Genomic DNA, 15995 nt, shown 5'->3' on the forward strand with positions numbered 1-15995 from the left:
TACAATCTCCTCCATCGAGTATCATTATCCATTTGGTATCACTATAAATAGAGTTCTAGTTTTTATCTGTTATCCCTGCTTTTTTTCTAAAAATTCTGTCTTATTTTGTTGTTTTTGTGTAGAGAAAAACTGGCCAACAGCCAGCTCTCCTCTAATCCCAACCTCTTAATTTACTTATATTCTCTAAGCTCTTCCACTCCATTTAATACTCTTATAACCCCCTGGGTTAAGGCTATCATCTCATACTCTCCCGGATATACCATTACCTTGGATATAAAGTCTACCCTTTCCTTTATCCAATCTATAAATTCACTATCAAAGGCCAATCCCCCAGTTAAAACTATTGCATCTACATTCCCCTTCAATACAGCTGCTCCAGCTCCTATCTGCTTTGATATCTGATAGGCCATGGCCCTATAAATCAATTCCGCTTTCTTATCTCCCTCTTGTATCATTTTTTTAACTTCTCTGCCGTCATTGGTGCCAAGATAAGCCATGAGACCGCCATTTCCCACTATTTTCTTTCTTATTTCCTTTTTAGTATATTTTCCTGAAAAGCATAGATCCACAAGTCCACCTACCGGCAGTCCCCCTGTTCTTTCCGGTGAAAATGGACCATCTCCATCTAATGCGTTATTTACGTCTATGATTCTTCCCTTTCTATGGACTCCTATAGAAATCCCTCCACCTAAATGGGCAGTAAGAAAATTAAGCTCTTCATATTTTCCTCCCAGCTCCACAGCTGCTTTCCTTGCCACAGCCTTAGAATTAAGAGGATGATCCTTAGATTTTCTTGGGATTTCCGGCATACCAGATATCCTAGATATCTCTTCAAATTCATCTACTACTACAGGGTCAACAACATAGGATTTTAGCCCCAATGGCCTTCCTATCTCATAGGCTATAATTCCTCCCAGATTTGAAGCATGCTGACCCATAACACCTACCTTTAAGTCTTCTACCATAGCTTCATTAACAAGATAGGTTCCTCCGTCCACCGGCTTCATATTTCCTCCTCTGCCGGCTATGGCGTCTAAGGAATTTAAATCAATATTTTTACTTTCTAATACCTTTAGCACAATGTTTTTTCTAAAATCCAATTGACTATATATGGTTTCAAACTGTTTCATTTCATCATATGAATGTTTGATCGTTTCTGTAAACAATTCCTTTTCATTATCATAAACAGCTATCTTTGTAGATGTTGACCCTGGATTGACAACCAATATTCTATAGCTCTTATTCATGAGTATCTCCCTCCTATATATAGATGTAGATATGTAAATGAGAAATTTAAAAACTAAAAGTAGACTCTAAGGATTTTTAATCCCTACTGGAGTAAATTCAATTTATTAATCACATATCCATGGTTTTTGAAACTAAAACAGCCAGTGCTATGGAGTTGAATTTTGCTTCATCGGAGCTGGCCCTTGATGTTAAGACTATAGGCGTTTTTGCCCCCATCATGATTCCAGCTTTTTTAGCTTCTCCAAAGTATTCCATGGATTTATTTAATATATTTCCTGATTCAATATTAGGAGCCACCAAAACATCTGCATTTCCTGCAACGGGATGATTTACTCCTTTATGTTTTGCAGCCTCTATTGATACGGCATTATCAAGGGCAAAGGGCCCACCTACAATACATCCCTTTATACCGCCCCTTTCATAAATTTCAACTACTTCCTTTGCCTGAACTGTTGCAGGCATTTTTTTACTTACTTTTTCTACGGCACAAAGCATTGCCACCTTTGGCTTTTCTATTCCCAATCCATGGGCTACCTTCACTGCATTTTCTATAATATGTACTTTATCATTTACTCCCGGAGCAATATTCATTGCAGAGTCAGTTACTATAAATGGTCTGTCAAAGACCCTTACAGCCACAACCCCAACATGGCTTATTAGACCTCCATCCATAAGCCCCTTTTCCTTATCTAAAACTGCTCTTAATATTAGGGATGTGTCAACAAATCCCTTCATAAGCATGGTAGCTTTTTTCTCATGAACAGCTTTTACTGCTATCTTACATGCCTCTACCTTATCCTTTATATCTATCAGCTCAAATTTTTCCAAATCAATTTTCAACTTCCTAGCAATTTTCCTTGTCTCTTCTATATCTCCTATTAATATTGGATTCACTATCTGCTTTTCATAGGCATAGCTGACTGATTTTAATATATCTTCGTCCTGGCATACTGCAACAGCCATGGTTTTAGGCCCTATTTCTTTTGCCTTTTCAGCTATTTCTTTAAATATTTTTATCATTTTATCACCCCGATCTATTAGTTTTTTATGGTATATAAAATAAATAAGCAATTTCTATACCATTCTATTTAAACCTATAAAATCAAGGTTTTTAGATATAAGTATAAATGTATTGAATAATAATAGTTAAAATAATGAACATCGGCACTTATTTCTGTTAATTTTTTAAACAAAAGAATAAGCCTAGAGGTATACCTCTAGGCATTATATTTTAAGCTAATTCAGCCTTGCTAGAATCCTTTAACTCATCGTCTGTATATTTCTTTATGGAGAATCCGATATATGCAAATATTAATGCAATAACAGGGTCTATGAAGTTGAAGAAGGCAAATCCTACGTACTGACCATAGGAAACTTGCAGCATTGACATTGCAAACAATGCATTACTGTTCCAGGGAATTAATGGTGCTCCTAATGTAGAGGAGTCCTCTATAGTCCTTGACAGATTCTCAGGTTTTAGTTTCCACTTTTCATAAAGGGGAGACATCAATGTACCGGTCATAACTGCTGCAAAGCTCATGGAACCACCTATCATATTTGCCAAATATGCCACAAGCATGGTGCTTCCAACCAGTCCACCAACAGATTTGATTTTTTTAGCCATAACATCCAATATGGACTGAAGTATTCCACAATGTCTTAACATACCTCCCAGACCTAGACCTGAGACCATGATTGAAGCAATATTTGCCATGCTTAAAAGACCGCCTCGGTTTAAAAGCTTGTTTAGAAATTCGCTTCCAAAATCTCCGGAAAAGCCTGTATACAAAGCTTGAGCTGCATAGGCAGGCTCAAAGCCCTGGTATAAAGTAGCAACAACAAAGCCCGTTGCTGAACCGATTAGTATTGAAGTTACAGGTGATTGCCCCCTTATAAGTAGAATGATTACAAGGATTGCAGGTGCAAGGGATATAATTCCTATATTATATAAACCATCTAAGGAGTTTAAAATTTCTTTTATCATTGAAAGGTCTGCTGTATCACTGCCGTATCTAAAACCAAGGAATAAAAAGATAATAAATGTGATTATATAAGAAGGTACAGTAACATATAGCATATGCTTTATATGGGTTATGACATCTGTTCCTGAAACTGCTGGCGCAAGATTTGTGCTGTCGGACAGTGGAGAAAGCTTGTCTCCAAAGTAGGCACCACTTATTACTGCACCGGCAGTCATTCCAGCAGGAATTCCTAGGCCTGCTCCTATACCCATCATTGCAATACCACAGGTTCCCATGGTTCCCCAGGATGTTCCTGTAGCAAGAGAAACCAAAGAACATAGAATTAATGCAGTTACAAGAAAGAATCTGGGGGTAATTACCTTTAATCCATAATAAATCAGTGTAGGCACTGTTCCAGCACTAATCCATGCACCAACCAACATTCCAACAGCTAGAATAATGGATATTGCCTGCATTCCCTTCCGAACCATGTCATAGGCTGCCAATTCCAACTCGGAAAAAGAGTATCCTAATTTTTTAGCAAAGGGAACAATTATAAGCCATGATAAAAACATCATTACTTCTATTCTTACCTTTAAAAAGTTTATCCCCACTATCATAAAAAGAACTATTGCTCCTAAAGCCAGAAAAGCATATTTAGCAGAAGGCATTATCTTTTCATTTTTCATTAAGCTTTCCTCCTAATATTTTATTTTTCTCTCTATAAATAGATGTTTCATTCTTCTAATATTTTAATCGTTATAAAATTATCAATATTCTTTCTCTTTTTATCTATCTGATCTATAAGTCAAAATTGTAAGGAATATTGTGTCTTTATTTCATATGTCATGGATACGTTTTCCTCGCCTACATTATAATCAAATAAAAAACCCGGGCTATTATTTGTATTACTGATTCTCTAGATGCAATTTATATGCCACTTAATTGCAATAATTTAAATATTTATAAAACTCCCTTATTCCCTTAATCCTATCTTAATTAAAAAATTAGACAAAAAAATAAAGCACTAAGTAAATGTTAATAAATTTAACATTACTTAGTGCCTTGTTTAATTTATAAACTGTTTATGAAATTAATTTAATATTTATCTTAAAAGCAAATCTCCAAAAGTAGCATTAGTATATCCATGCCCTATATATTTCCCCTGTATCCCTATTGACTGCAAATTTTATCTTGTATTCTCCATTTTTTAAAGCTTCTTCCTCCAGAATATCTTCAAGAAATTCAGTAACACTTTTTTTGTCGTTTTCTATTTGAATATATTTTCCTTCATAAATATAGTCAATATACTCTTCCAATTGATATTCTTCTAAATCACCATCCACTTCAATGGTTAGGGATTCTTCTCTACTTGTATCAATTTCCATTAGTGTACCTTCTTCAAGCTTATAGTCTCTGTAATCGGGAGATGATATAATAACAGCCTTTGGATCATTAATGTATACGTCCACCCTATCACCTTTATCTAAAGAGCCTCGGCTTTTCATTTTATTTCCAACTAATATAATACTGTCATCTCTTATTCTATATTCTTCTCCATCTATAGTTATCGTATCTCCATCCATACCATCTATTTCATCGGATATAAACTGAAATTCTTCATCTTCCATAAGCTCCAGCTCATTATCAGTATTTATTTTAAACAATATAAGCCTTCCAGGATATATATTATACTGCCCCTCATGTAATGTATACTGCTTAACCTCTGAGCTGCCATGTCTAACTATATCAGCATAATATTCATGTCCCAATCTATAAATATTTTCCACATATCCTACCTCTGTCTTTTCCTGTATCTTATCCATATCATCCCAAATAACCAATAATTTTAATTTATCGTCATCATTTGCATATATTACCTCTACATCTCCTATTACCTTCTTATCCTGTAATCTTTCCCAATCAATTTTCTTCACATTGTAAGGATTATGATCTGTATAATCAAAATATATGGTATCACTATCCACCTCATATTTATCTCCTTCAATAGTTACAAAATCTTCTCCAAAGTCATCCCCAGCTTTTATAGTACTAGTTTCACTGGTCAATATAATACTTTCATATATATTTGGATCCAAATCCCTTAGTTTTTTAGATTTTCCTATGGAATATTTTATTATGCTTCCCTCAGGAATATCATCTTTTAATCTTTCATATTCTGAAGAATCCTCAAAGGCATATACCTTCCTTTTTCCGTCCTTATTATATATCTGTATTTCTCCCCTAACAGCATCTCCATATCTAACTAAAACGCCATAGGAATCAATCTCTAAATTGAAATTTCCTTCTATATAGGCTATATCCCCCTTATAATCAAGATATAAAGATACATTTTCTTCATAAAAATCCTTAAGATAATTTGTGGCGTTGTAATCATCTCTTTCTCCATTATATATTTTCTCACCATTTTTATAGGAGTATATAAATTCTTCAGCTAAATTATATTCCTTTGAAGGATCTTCTTTCAAAGTTATTTTTATATTCCTCCCATTATAGCCTCCATAGAGCTTATCAAATTTACCCTTAACAACATTTCTAAATGCCAGTATCATCTTTATATCTTTGTTTTCCTGATTATCAGTTATATTTATAATATCTCCCTTTGCCAGTTCTTCAAATTTAATCTCAGTTCTGTCAGCTCCATTGACTAAATAAAATTTATAATTTTCATCATCTTTATTCAGCTCAATTTTTCCATTAGTTCTTTTATCCATGCCTATATAATCAATAGTCTTTTCTTTTATATCTATAGCCTTCACATAATAATTCTCACTATCCCACTGTAGGATATTAGCATATATTAATTTCCCATCTTCAGTTCTAAAAACGCCAAATTGTCCATTTTTTAGATATCTTTTATGATTTTTCTTTTTAACTTCTTCATTATCTATATATATTTTACAGTCTTTATCTATATCTATAAAATCATCCATGCCATTTATCTTTATTTGACCTACGGGAGCTTCTTCATAGCCATTTTCGATAAAGCTATTTCCATATTTTCCATCTTCTCCGCTTTCACCGTTATTTTCACCTTTACTATTTTCAGCATATATTATAGTCTCTTCATCATTTATGTAAACATCCAGCTTATTCCCTGCCAAAAGAATATCTGAAACCTCAGGAACATATTTATATCTTTTTTTCTCCTCTTCCCCATCGATATTCATTCTAATATTAACATAATCTTTCTCGGATATAACTTCCTTGGAAAGAACATATGAATCTTCAAATTTAAATATTCCTAATCTGTCTTCTAAAATTATATCCTCGGCTTCTCTAAATTTCCCCTTTGGAAAACTTGGTATAAGCATCTTCTGATTTAATAAACGGTCAATAATCAATGCCACTTGTCCCCTATTAACTGCTACATCATTTTCCATGACAATTCCATCGATTATCCTAAGCTCCGATGCTTTAACAATAAAATTATTAGGCCAGTCCCCTTGTAAGACCTCGTCTTTATATCCTATTGACCTTAATGCTATTGCACAGGCTTGAGCAAAGGTTATGTTTTCATTGGGCTTAAATGTATTATCTTCATAGCCCTTGATGAATCCACTGCTAGATGCTATATATATGTATGGTGCCGACCAATCTTTAGCATCAACATCAGTAAAATTAAGCTTATCAACATTAATATCCACATATATATCAAGGGCATTTACTATCATTTTTGCAAATTCTGCCCTGGTTATATTCTGCTCTGGATGGTATTGTCCATCATCCTTCCCAGATGCAATACCAAAACCTACCAGTCTATTTACAGCCTTATTAATCTCTTTTTGGAGTTTAGAACCCTGCTGAGGTTCATTCTGCTGAGCAGCATTTTCCTGAGTAGTATTCTGCTGAGCAAAAACTAAACCTTCAAAAGATTGAGATATAATTGTAGCTGCTATTATTAGACAAACTAAAATTCTAAAGTTATTTTTGTTCATTATATACCTCCCAAATCCTATTTAAATAAAACACTATGTACTATTATATCATTTCATCGTGTCAAATTTAATAGGATTATATCAAATAATAAAGAAAATTTGGAGGTAAATTTTCAAAAAATAAATTGCCAAATAATTCTAATTTTATTAATATTCTCTGGCAATTTATTTAATTTAACTTGTTGTTCTTCGGAGTTTTTAATATTTCCTTTTCGTTCATGTAATAAACCTGTTTTTTTATTTAGTTTTGAATGGAAAAACAGGTTTATAAAAATCACTCAAATGAAATATTAAAAACTCTTAAATTGCATTTGAAATTAAATATTTAATTTCCTAGTACAACAGGCTAATTTATAAATCTTATATAGAACCAATAAAAAGGCACAAAAGAACTTTTTCTTTGTGCCTTTTATATTATTTTAAGCTTTTTTCAATACTTTCTTTTAATTCTTTTACAGTCTCTTCTTTAAAATTCTTTCCTGTTATTTTATTGTTGTACTGATTCCACAGATACATGAGATTGTTTTTTGTATCATTGAGCTGTGATACTTTTCCTTGGGCTTCTTCAGGTACATCTCCATTTAAATCTTCCATTGCTGCTCTCGTAAGCCTTGGCACCCAATCCTGGGAAAATGTATCCCAATCTTCTGGAGTCGGATTTTCAGCATATTTAGTTTCAATTTCATTGTACAATTCTTTTAGATCTGATTTGTATTGACCTATTTGTGGATATTTTTCCTCTATATTAGGAGCACATGAAATTGATAAAAGGCCTATTAGACTTAATAATATAGTTATGGATAATCTTTTTTTCTTCATTTAGAAATCAATTCCCTTCATAATATTTTTCTTTAGTATTATTTGTACTTTTTAAATATATTATGAAAAAATTGTACATAATTGTTCAAGAATAAAATAGGCCAATATAATGTTTCTTAAATCTATTGAATATAAAATCCAATTTGTATTCAAAATAATATATATAGTAAAACTTAGTTTGCAAATACTTATTAAAATTTATTAAACCTTAATGTTGTTTACCTTTAAGTTAAGTAACATTTTCTTGTTACAGTTACACAATCTCCCTGTCGTTATTTGAATATATTTGTCGAATATTGTAATTTTAGGTATTTCTTTCTGGCAATCTATTGCTATATTCTATATTACATATTATTATAATATTATGAATTACTGAAATTTAAACCTGTAAACCTATTTATTTTTCTTATTATTAAAGATAAACAATGCTTTTTTTCTTTAATAATTTTATTACTAAATACTTATAATATAATTATAATAAAATTCATTATAATATATGAAATCGAAGGGAGATATAGCAATGCTGCTTCATGAATCTATAGAAAAATATAAACAATATCTTATAACAATGGACAAAAGTAAGGAAACCATAAAGGGATATATGTCAGATTTGTCTTCATTCCAATACTTCCTTGAAAAAAAATATAATTGTCCTTTATATATAAATGAAATTCAAACTATAGATATTGAAGATTATCTATACTGGCTAAAAAAAGAAAAGCACCTTCAGTCAACAAGCAGAAGCAGAAATCTCTATACTTTAAAATCTTTTTGGAAATATGTCCACAACAAAGATTTTTGTATTAAAAATGTGGCTGCTCTATTAGAGCCCATTAAACTGCAAAAAAAGGAAAGGGTCTATTTATCGCCTGGCGAAGTAAATGAGCTTATTAATGCAATTGATCATCCATTGATCAAAGTAGTTTCTCAAACTTTGTATTATACAGGGATGAGAATAGGTGAATGTCTTAATCTCAAGCTAAAGGATGTAAGTCTTGATACATAGGTAATTCATATAATAAATGGCAAGGGAAAAAAGGATAGAACTATACCTATAAGTAATCACCTCATTAAAATATTTGAAAACTATTTAGATAATATTAGACCCGATGTGAATAGTGATAATTTTTTTGCCACTAAGAAAACAGGAAGCCTTAGCGCTGCATACGTTAATAGAGTATTAAACGATACTACTAAAAAACTTAGGTGGAATAAAAATATCAGCGCCCATATTTTACGTCACAGCTTTGCTTCCAATCTTATAAAGAACGGTGTCAATTTAGTCCATGTACAAAAGCTTTTAGGTCACTCCAACTTAAAGGTAACTTCAGTTTATACCCATGCAAATATGGAGGATTTAAATAGAGCTATTAATGTTTTATAAAACTGACTATCATTATGAAAGGCGTGAATTTTATGTCCGAAGACTACTATGATGAGGAATACTTAAAGGAAAATCTATACGATGAAATATCAAATGAAGAAATAGCCGCATCACAGGCTAATAACACAGCTTCCTATGATGAAAACTTTATACTTCAAAAACTAATGGAGGGTATATCAAGGGAAGAGCTTGCTAAAGAGCTTGACCATAAAAGCTATAGAACACTGGATATGTATATGCGTCGTCGTGGATATAAATGGGACAATTACAAGCAGATATATATATTAAAATCACAGTCAAATATTCCATCTGTACATTCCTCCAGCACCTCAAAGGTACAGAGAATATTATCTCTTTTTAAAGCTGATATTGATCCTAAAGAAGTTGCTAAAAGAGTGGGCCTTAAAGACCATAGAACAATGGCTGCATATATGAAATCCAAGGGATATATATGGTCAAGTGAAGATCAGAACTATACCCTTTTAAAGGGACCCATATCCTCTGGAGAAAATCAGGATAGCGCTAACAGCTCACAAACTACAGGGGAAAATCATGAACACAATAATAAGGATTATATTGAAGAAAAAAGAATTGATGCTTCTTCAGAAGGTAATTTATCTAAGCTTGATAGATTAAATAGACTTATACCAATGCTTGAAATGATAGAACGGAATAAGGATAAATTGACTCAGCTCCTTGCCATAAACGATGGAGGCACTATTCCCCGTTATGTTGTGGGTGGCATAACCATAACAAAATCTTTATGTATGTCCCATTCTCTATCGGAACTTGTGAAGGAATTCAGTAAAGAAAAAAACATAAGTCAAAAAGAGATTTTTGAAGTTGCAATAATAGAGTTTTTAGAAAAATATGGTTATGAAAATGAAATCAATGCTCTATTTACATAGTTTTAACTTTTAATTTATTTTACTATATATTATAAATTCTTTTCTGCAAAGACATTTTTTAATGTCTTTCTATTTTTACCATTTATTTTCCATTTTAATGAATAAATTGATTTATATTGCAAACAGTAACATATTATTAGTTATAAATTATAATAAAATTACAACATTGTAAGTAACTTAGTTAAATTATTAATGTTTTATTTAAAATACAATTTTTAATACTATATTAAAATAATATTTTAGTTACAAAGTAACTAGATATAGCAAGGCTTATAATGCTGATGTATACCCCTTTATGCATTTGGAAAAATATAGAATTATTTTTGGTAGAATATGTGCTATTACAGATACTGTAAAAAAAGCACCAGGTCAACAATTAGATTTTTCTATTAACAACGGAAAGGAAATTTCTATAGCAGAATTAAAGTTAGAGGGATATACAGTAGAATTCTTTACTACTGAATCTGCTACACCTAACGTTACAGGAGTAATTAATGCTAGTAGTTTAACTGAATTTGAATACCAAGTTGTAATAACAGACGGAGAAGGCAAAGAAGTTAAATCAGAATGGAAAGAAGTAACAGTAGTAGATGATGAAGCAATAGTAAACGTATCAGAAGTAGTAGTTAACAATGGAAGTGACAATGTAGATTTCATAACAGTTGGTGAAACTAGTAACGTCTTTGAAGTAACAAAAGTAAAACAACTAGATGGTGAAGTAATAAATGCTCCTTCATCAACTTATTCCGTTGATAAAGCTGTAAGCTCAAATACAGATCTAGCTTACTGGGATGGCACTAATATAATACCAGTGTCAGCTGGAACAGTAACATTTGATTTAACAATTAAAGATAATGCTTCACCAGCAAATGAATTTGAATATACAATTGATGTAGTTGTAAAAGCTGGGCAAAAAGTTACATCAGCAGAATTAAAAGATGCTACAGTTAAATATGACCAAGATACAGGTCAAGTAATAGAAATCTTAATCAAAGACCAAAATGGCGATGTTATGAAAGAAGCAACTACTAGTAGTTTAGTAGTAGAAGTTAATGGTGTAGTTGATTCAGCAGCTACTTCAGCTACTAATGGGTTATTAACTGTAACAGCAGATTTCTCAAGTGCTGAAGTTGGTAATCAAACAATAAAGGTATCACAAACAGTAGACAGTAAGAACGTAAAACTAGGCGAATTCACAGTTGAAGTAGTTGACACAGATGCTGTAGATATAGAATATGCATTCTCAGTCGATAAAGACAGTGAATTAGAAAAACTTGACTTATATAAGACTGAATCAACTGATATTGTAACAGTAGCGGTAAAAGCTACTAAAAGTGGAGTAGCAACAACTCCTGAAACTTTAGATGCTACACTAAAATTAGAAGTTAAAGATGGTAACAAAGCTCTAATTGTTAGTACTGATTGGGCAACTGAAGAAGAATTTACAGTAGCTTTAGATCCTGAGACAGAAGTTGGTACAGTAACAGTTGAATTAATTAGAGTAACTGGTGCAAAAGAAGAAGTAATCGAAAGCATAGATATTGCTGTAGAAAACACTGCACCTCAAGTTCTTGGAATAACTCACATTGCCTCAGAACCTGAGCTTGATGTTACAGATGTTACAGCAGTAACATCAGATGAATTACAAGGTTTTGTAGATGGTGGATTTATATTAGTAGAGATGAGTGAAGGTGAATTTGTTGCTTCTGATATGGTAGAAGATATAATCTATATTCTATCTAACAAAGAATTAAAAATCGAAGTTAAAGATTTATATGGTGGAGAAACTTTTACAATTAGCGATGTTACTTTAAAATAGAAAAAACAGGAAGAACCAAAAAACCAAAAGGTACCAACCCAAAGGTACCGGGTACCGCCCGAACCTTGTCGAAAATGAAATAAAGTAAGAAATAGGCACCTCACAGGTAGAAATATTTGTGGGGTGTTTTTCTTATGCATTCATTATTTTATAAGAATTACCTAAAAATACATTTAAAATATGTTGTGAACAATAGTAAAAATAGAAATTGAATTTCTAGCATAATAATGCTATAATTAAGGCATAATAAATCAAGGAGATGATTTTATGCCTCAAATTCGTCCAATAAAGGATCTTAGAAATACAACAGAAATTTCAAAATTATGTCATGAGTCAAAAGAACCAATTTTTATCACTAAAAATGGTTATGGTGATATGGTTGTTATGAGTATAGAAGCTTATGAAAAGTCATTGGCAAAATTAGAACTCTACCAGAAGCTTGCAGAAGCTGAAGCTCAGATTAAAAACGGGAACGAACTATTAGATGGAGAAGAAGTTTTTAAGAAGCTGAGGAGAAAATATGGTAGAAAATAGTTATAAGATTAAGATCACGCCTAAGGCTGACAATGATTTAGATGAGATTTATGGTTATATTACAAATGAACTTTTAAATGGAGATGCTGCAGAAAATCTTATGAATAAAATCGAAACAAGCATCATGAGGCTTAAGCAATTTCCTTTTTCATGTAGCCACGTAGAAGATGATGTGCTTAAAGATAAAGGATATCGAAAATTAATTATTAAAAATTATATTGTATTTTATATTGTAGATAAAATAGAAAAACAAGTTGTTGTTATGCGTGTACTTTATGGGCCACAGAAGTATCAAGATATTATTTAAGTAGTACCAAAGGTACCGAGTACCGCCCGAACCTTTTAATACAAAATGATTTTGACTGATATATGTATTGTCTGATATAATTAGACTAAATAAAGGGGGCGGAGTATAGATGGAGCAAGAAAAAATATTATCTATGATACTAAGCAAACTTGATAATATCGAAAAAGATCAGCAAGAAATGAAAAAAGACCTAAAGGATATGTCTGGAAAATTAGATACAGTTGAATTAAGATTGCATAGACTAGAAGAAGGACAAGAATCAATAAAAAAATTCATGTTTGAATCTGAAAAGGCATTTAAGAAATTTGAGCAAGACCATATATTTATTGAAAAGTTGAAAAAAGTTGTAGGTGAATAAACCCAAAGGTATCGGGTACCATACGAACCTTAATTAGACTAAATAAAAGGGGGCGGAGTATATATATGGAGCAAGAAAAAATATTATCTATGATATTAAGCAAACTTGATAATATCGAAAAAGATCAGAAGGAAATGAAAAAAGAACAGCAGAAAATGAATAATAGGTTTGATAAACTAGAACAAGGACAAGAAGTAATTAAGAAGGATATAAAAGAGATAAAATCAATACAGAAGACAATTCAAGAATTCATGCTAAGTACAGAAAAAGCTATAGAAAAATATGAACAAGACCATATATTTATTGAAAAATTTAAAAAAGTTGCAGGCGAATGAAAAAAACTAACAGGGAGATATCTGTTAGTTTTTTTCTTTTGCTTACCACCCATTCATTTACCTTCAAAAATGCTTTAACTCACCCTATATACCTCCTTCCTAAGCACTATTTCATTTTGATTAAAGGGGCTTTTATGCTTGTAAACAATAGGATAAAATGATAATATTTAACTATAAACAAAAATTGGAAAATATTATATAAAAACATCACATTTGGAAGAAGGAGGAAGAAAAATGGGGAAGAAAAAAAGGATATGGTATCCAGGGGCGGTTTATCATATTATGAATCGTGGTAATAGACGATCTGCCATATTTAAAGATAATGAAGATTACCAAGTATATTTAACGATTTTAAAAGAAACTATGGAAAAATATGAATATATATTATATGCTTATTGTCTTATGACAAACCATATACATATGCAAATAGAAACTAAAAATGTAGAGATATGGAAAATTATGAGATATATAAATTTATCTTATACTAAATACTTTAATAATAAATATAATTTTATAGGACATCTTTTTCAGGGAAGATATAGAGCAGGAATAATTGAAAGTGATGCATATAATCTTCAAACTAGTAGATATATACATCTTAATCCAGTAAAGGCTTCTATGGTAGAAAAACCAGTTGAATATAAATGGAGTAGTTATGGTGTATATATGGGAGAAATAAAAAATGATATTGTAATAGATGAAAAAATATTATCCTACTTTAGAAATAAAAGCAGAAAATTATATAAGGAATATGTGGAATCTAAACTTATGGATCAACAAATAAATAGAGAAATTGAAGAAAGAATGGGGGTATAAAAAATGGCCTCTATTATAAATAGCTTTGCTATATCAGGAATAGAAGGATATTTAGTAGAAATAGAAACGGACACAATATATGGACAACCTTCTATTTCTATAATTGGATTGGGAGATAGAGCCATAAAAGAAGCAAGCGAAAGAATACAAGCAGCTATTATCCATGAAGGCTATGAATTTCCCAAAATGAAAATTGTAATAAACTTGGCACCAGGAGATATAAAGAAAAAAGGATCGCATTTTGACTTGGGTATGGCTGTAGGACTTTTATTACAATCTAAACAATTTGCCCATAAGGATATGGACTTAGATAGTTTTGGCTTTATCGGTGAATTATCATTAAATGGAATAATTAGACCCTGTACTGGTATACTTCCTATGGTTATAGCAGCCAAAAAAGCTGGTATAAAGAATATAATACTTCCCTCAGAAAATGCCCAAGAAGCCTGTTTAGTTAGTGGAATAAATATATATACCTTTAAGGATTTAAAATCTACAATTAACTTTTTAAAGGGTAACAATCATACAAAGCCTATAGAAAAAAGCTTAGGTCTATCAGAAAACGCAAATCATATCCTTGATTTTGAAGATGTTAAAGGGCAAGATGCATTAATAGAATATATTGTGGTTGCAGCAGCTGGAGGACATAATATGCTCATGGTCGGAACTCCAGGATGTGGTAAATCAATGATTGCTAAAAGAATACCAACTGTTTTACCTAAAATGAGTGAAGAAGAAGCTTTAGAAGTAACTAAAATATATAGTGTATCGGGCTTATTAAAGGATAGAAATAACTTAATTACTCAGAGACCTTTTAGAGCACCACATCATAATTCATCATTAAATTCTTTAGTAGGTGGAGGAAACAATGCTATGCCAGGTGAAGTATCCTTAGCCCATAATGGAGTTTTATTTTTGGATGAGGTTGCAGAATTCAGTAAAAAGACATTGGATGCTTTAAGACAGCCTATGGAAGATAAAAAAGTAACTATATCTAGAGTAAATTCTACAAATATATATCCATCTAATTTTATGTTTATTGCAGCCATGAATCCATGTCCCTGTGGTTACTATAGCACCAATAAATGTAAATGTAGTGATTATGAAGTAATAAAGTATAGGCAAAAGATTTCAGGTCCAATATTAGATAGAATAGATATACAAAAATATGTACAACCAGTAAACTTCATTGAATTAACAGAAAATAAAAAAGGAATATCCTCAAAGGACTTACGTGAAAGGGTAGAAAAGGCAAGGAAAATACAAATAAGAAGGTATAAAAATATTAAAGGAATTAATTGCAATGGACAAATGACTCCAGATCTAATAAAAAAATATTGTAAGCTAGAAGATGATTCAAATAAACTTCTTAAAATAGCCTATGACAAATATGGGTACAGCGCTAGAACCTTTGATAAATTTTTAAAGGTTGCTAGAACCTTTGCTGATTTAGAGGGTTCAATTAAAATCCGAAAAAAAGATATTGCAAATGTGTTGTTATCAAGGGATTTAGACAAGGAAAAAACAAGGATGTACACTGTTTAAGT

At 31.5% G+C, this 15995-nt stretch carries 15 protein-coding genes; 10 read left to right on the forward strand and 5 right to left on the reverse strand.

Going from position 1 to position 15995, the window contains the following annotated elements:
- Positions 1-170: 170 nt before the first annotated feature.
- From buk to B5X81_RS07365, 5 genes are all read right to left on the reverse strand, one after another.
- Positions 171-1247 carry a butyrate kinase gene (buk, locus tag B5X81_RS07345; protein ID WP_079490581.1) on the reverse strand — a complete coding sequence of 359 codons (1077 nt, stop codon included), beginning with the start codon at positions 1245-1247 and terminating at the stop codon, positions 171-173.
- A gap of 109 nt (positions 1248-1356) precedes the next feature.
- Positions 1357-2268 carry a phosphate butyryltransferase gene (locus B5X81_RS07350; protein WP_079490582.1) on the reverse strand — a complete coding sequence of 304 codons (912 nt, stop codon included), beginning with the start codon at positions 2266-2268 and terminating at the stop codon, positions 1357-1359.
- 211 nt (positions 2269-2479) lie between these two features.
- Positions 2480-3898 carry a Na+/H+ antiporter NhaC gene (gene nhaC, locus B5X81_RS07355; RefSeq protein ID WP_079490584.1) on the reverse strand — a complete coding sequence of 473 codons (1419 nt, stop codon included), beginning with the start codon at positions 3896-3898 and terminating at the stop codon, positions 2480-2482.
- A gap of 447 nt (positions 3899-4345) precedes the next feature.
- Positions 4346-7168: an S-layer homology domain-containing protein gene (locus tag B5X81_RS07360; protein ID WP_079490585.1), complete on the reverse strand. Its 2823-nt coding sequence runs from the start codon at positions 7166-7168 to the stop codon at positions 4346-4348.
- A gap of 414 nt (positions 7169-7582) precedes the next feature.
- Entirely contained in the window at positions 7583-7987 is a 405-nt protein-coding gene (locus tag B5X81_RS07365; protein WP_079490587.1) for a hypothetical protein, read from the reverse strand.
- Positions 7988-8507: 520 nt separating this feature from the next.
- Between B5X81_RS07365 and B5X81_RS28570 the strand changes: the two genes are divergently transcribed.
- The 10 genes from B5X81_RS28570 to B5X81_RS07410 all read left to right on the forward strand — a co-directional run bounded on the left by B5X81_RS28570 (position 8508) and on the right by B5X81_RS07410 (position 15993).
- Positions 8508-8993 (forward strand): tyrosine-type recombinase/integrase, encoded by a 486-nt coding sequence (locus B5X81_RS28570; RefSeq protein WP_208985007.1) that lies wholly within the window; start codon positions 8508-8510, stop codon positions 8991-8993.
- Positions 8994-9005: 12 nt separating this feature from the next.
- The gene (locus B5X81_RS28575; RefSeq protein WP_330397354.1) at positions 9006-9371 is read left to right on the forward strand and encodes a tyrosine-type recombinase/integrase; all 366 of its coding nucleotides are present in this window, start codon (positions 9006-9008) and stop codon (positions 9369-9371) included.
- A 14-nt stretch (positions 9372-9385) separates the two neighbouring features.
- The gene (locus B5X81_RS07375) at positions 9386-10279 is read left to right on the forward strand and encodes a hypothetical protein (RefSeq protein ID WP_208985008.1); all 894 of its coding nucleotides are present in this window, start codon (positions 9386-9388) and stop codon (positions 10277-10279) included.
- Positions 10280-10574: 295 nt separating this feature from the next.
- Positions 10575-12098: a hypothetical protein gene (locus B5X81_RS07380; protein WP_079490588.1), complete on the forward strand. Its 1524-nt coding sequence runs from the start codon at positions 10575-10577 to the stop codon at positions 12096-12098.
- A gap of 267 nt (positions 12099-12365) precedes the next feature.
- Complete coding sequence (locus B5X81_RS07385; RefSeq protein WP_079490590.1) at positions 12366-12632, forward strand: type II toxin-antitoxin system prevent-host-death family antitoxin; 267 nt, start codon at positions 12366-12368, stop codon at positions 12630-12632.
- Positions 12619-12939 carry a type II toxin-antitoxin system RelE/ParE family toxin gene (locus B5X81_RS07390; protein ID WP_079490591.1) on the forward strand — a complete coding sequence of 107 codons (321 nt, stop codon included), beginning with the start codon at positions 12619-12621 and terminating at the stop codon, positions 12937-12939. The genes B5X81_RS07385 and B5X81_RS07390 overlap by 14 nt, the downstream gene beginning before the upstream one ends.
- A 109-nt stretch (positions 12940-13048) precedes the next feature.
- On the forward strand, positions 13049-13297 hold the full coding sequence (locus B5X81_RS07395; protein ID WP_079490593.1) for a hypothetical protein: 249 nt from the start codon (positions 13049-13051) through the stop codon (positions 13295-13297).
- A gap of 65 nt (positions 13298-13362) precedes the next feature.
- Positions 13363-13632, forward strand: a complete 270-nt coding sequence (locus B5X81_RS07400; RefSeq protein ID WP_079490594.1) for a hypothetical protein — start codon at positions 13363-13365, stop codon at positions 13630-13632.
- Between the two features lie 234 nt (positions 13633-13866).
- Positions 13867-14448, forward strand: coding sequence for a transposase (locus B5X81_RS07405; RefSeq protein ID WP_079490596.1), 582 nt, complete (start codon positions 13867-13869; stop codon positions 14446-14448).
- 3 nt (positions 14449-14451) lie between these two features.
- Positions 14452-15993 (forward strand): YifB family Mg chelatase-like AAA ATPase, encoded by a 1542-nt coding sequence (locus B5X81_RS07410; protein ID WP_079490597.1) that lies wholly within the window; start codon positions 14452-14454, stop codon positions 15991-15993.
- The last annotated feature ends 2 nt before the right edge of the window (positions 15994-15995 follow it).

This window comes from Maledivibacter halophilus, from assembly GCF_900167445.1.
Taxonomy (GTDB): Bacteria; Bacillota; Clostridia; order Peptostreptococcales; family Caminicellaceae; genus Maledivibacter; species Maledivibacter halophilus.

What these genes read in the sequence shown, in the direction of transcription:
- buk (WP_079490581.1), bottom strand. Translation starts at nt 1,247, where the DNA reads ATGAATAAGAGCTATAGAATATTGGTTGTCAATCCAGGGTCAACATCT.
- B5X81_RS07350 (WP_079490582.1), bottom strand. Translation starts at nt 2,268, where the DNA reads ATGATAAAAATATTTAAAGAAATAGCTGAAAAGGCAAAAGAAATAGGG.
- nhaC (WP_079490584.1), bottom strand. Translation starts at nt 3,898, where the DNA reads ATGAAAAATGAAAAGATAATGCCTTCTGCTAAATATGCTTTTCTGGCT.
- B5X81_RS07360 (WP_079490585.1), bottom strand. Translation starts at nt 7,168, where the DNA reads ATGAACAAAAATAACTTTAGAATTTTAGTTTGTCTAATAATAGCAGCT.
- B5X81_RS07365 (WP_079490587.1), bottom strand. Translation starts at nt 7,987, where the DNA reads ATGAAGAAAAAAAGATTATCCATAACTATATTATTAAGTCTAATAGGC.
- B5X81_RS28570 (WP_208985007.1), top strand. Translation starts at nt 8,508, where the DNA reads ATGCTGCTTCATGAATCTATAGAAAAATATAAACAATATCTTATAACA.
- B5X81_RS07375 (WP_208985008.1), top strand. Translation starts at nt 9,386, where the DNA reads ATGAAAGGCGTGAATTTTATGTCCGAAGACTACTATGATGAGGAATAC.
- B5X81_RS07380 (WP_079490588.1), top strand. Translation starts at nt 10,575, where the DNA reads ATGCATTTGGAAAAATATAGAATTATTTTTGGTAGAATATGTGCTATT.
- B5X81_RS07385 (WP_079490590.1), top strand. Translation starts at nt 12,366, where the DNA reads ATGCCTCAAATTCGTCCAATAAAGGATCTTAGAAATACAACAGAAATT.
- B5X81_RS07390 (WP_079490591.1), top strand. Translation starts at nt 12,619, where the DNA reads ATGGTAGAAAATAGTTATAAGATTAAGATCACGCCTAAGGCTGACAAT.
- B5X81_RS07395 (WP_079490593.1), top strand. Translation starts at nt 13,049, where the DNA reads ATGGAGCAAGAAAAAATATTATCTATGATACTAAGCAAACTTGATAAT.
- B5X81_RS07400 (WP_079490594.1), top strand. Translation starts at nt 13,363, where the DNA reads ATGGAGCAAGAAAAAATATTATCTATGATATTAAGCAAACTTGATAAT.
- B5X81_RS07405 (WP_079490596.1), top strand. Translation starts at nt 13,867, where the DNA reads ATGGGGAAGAAAAAAAGGATATGGTATCCAGGGGCGGTTTATCATATT.
- B5X81_RS07410 (WP_079490597.1), top strand. Translation starts at nt 14,452, where the DNA reads ATGGCCTCTATTATAAATAGCTTTGCTATATCAGGAATAGAAGGATAT.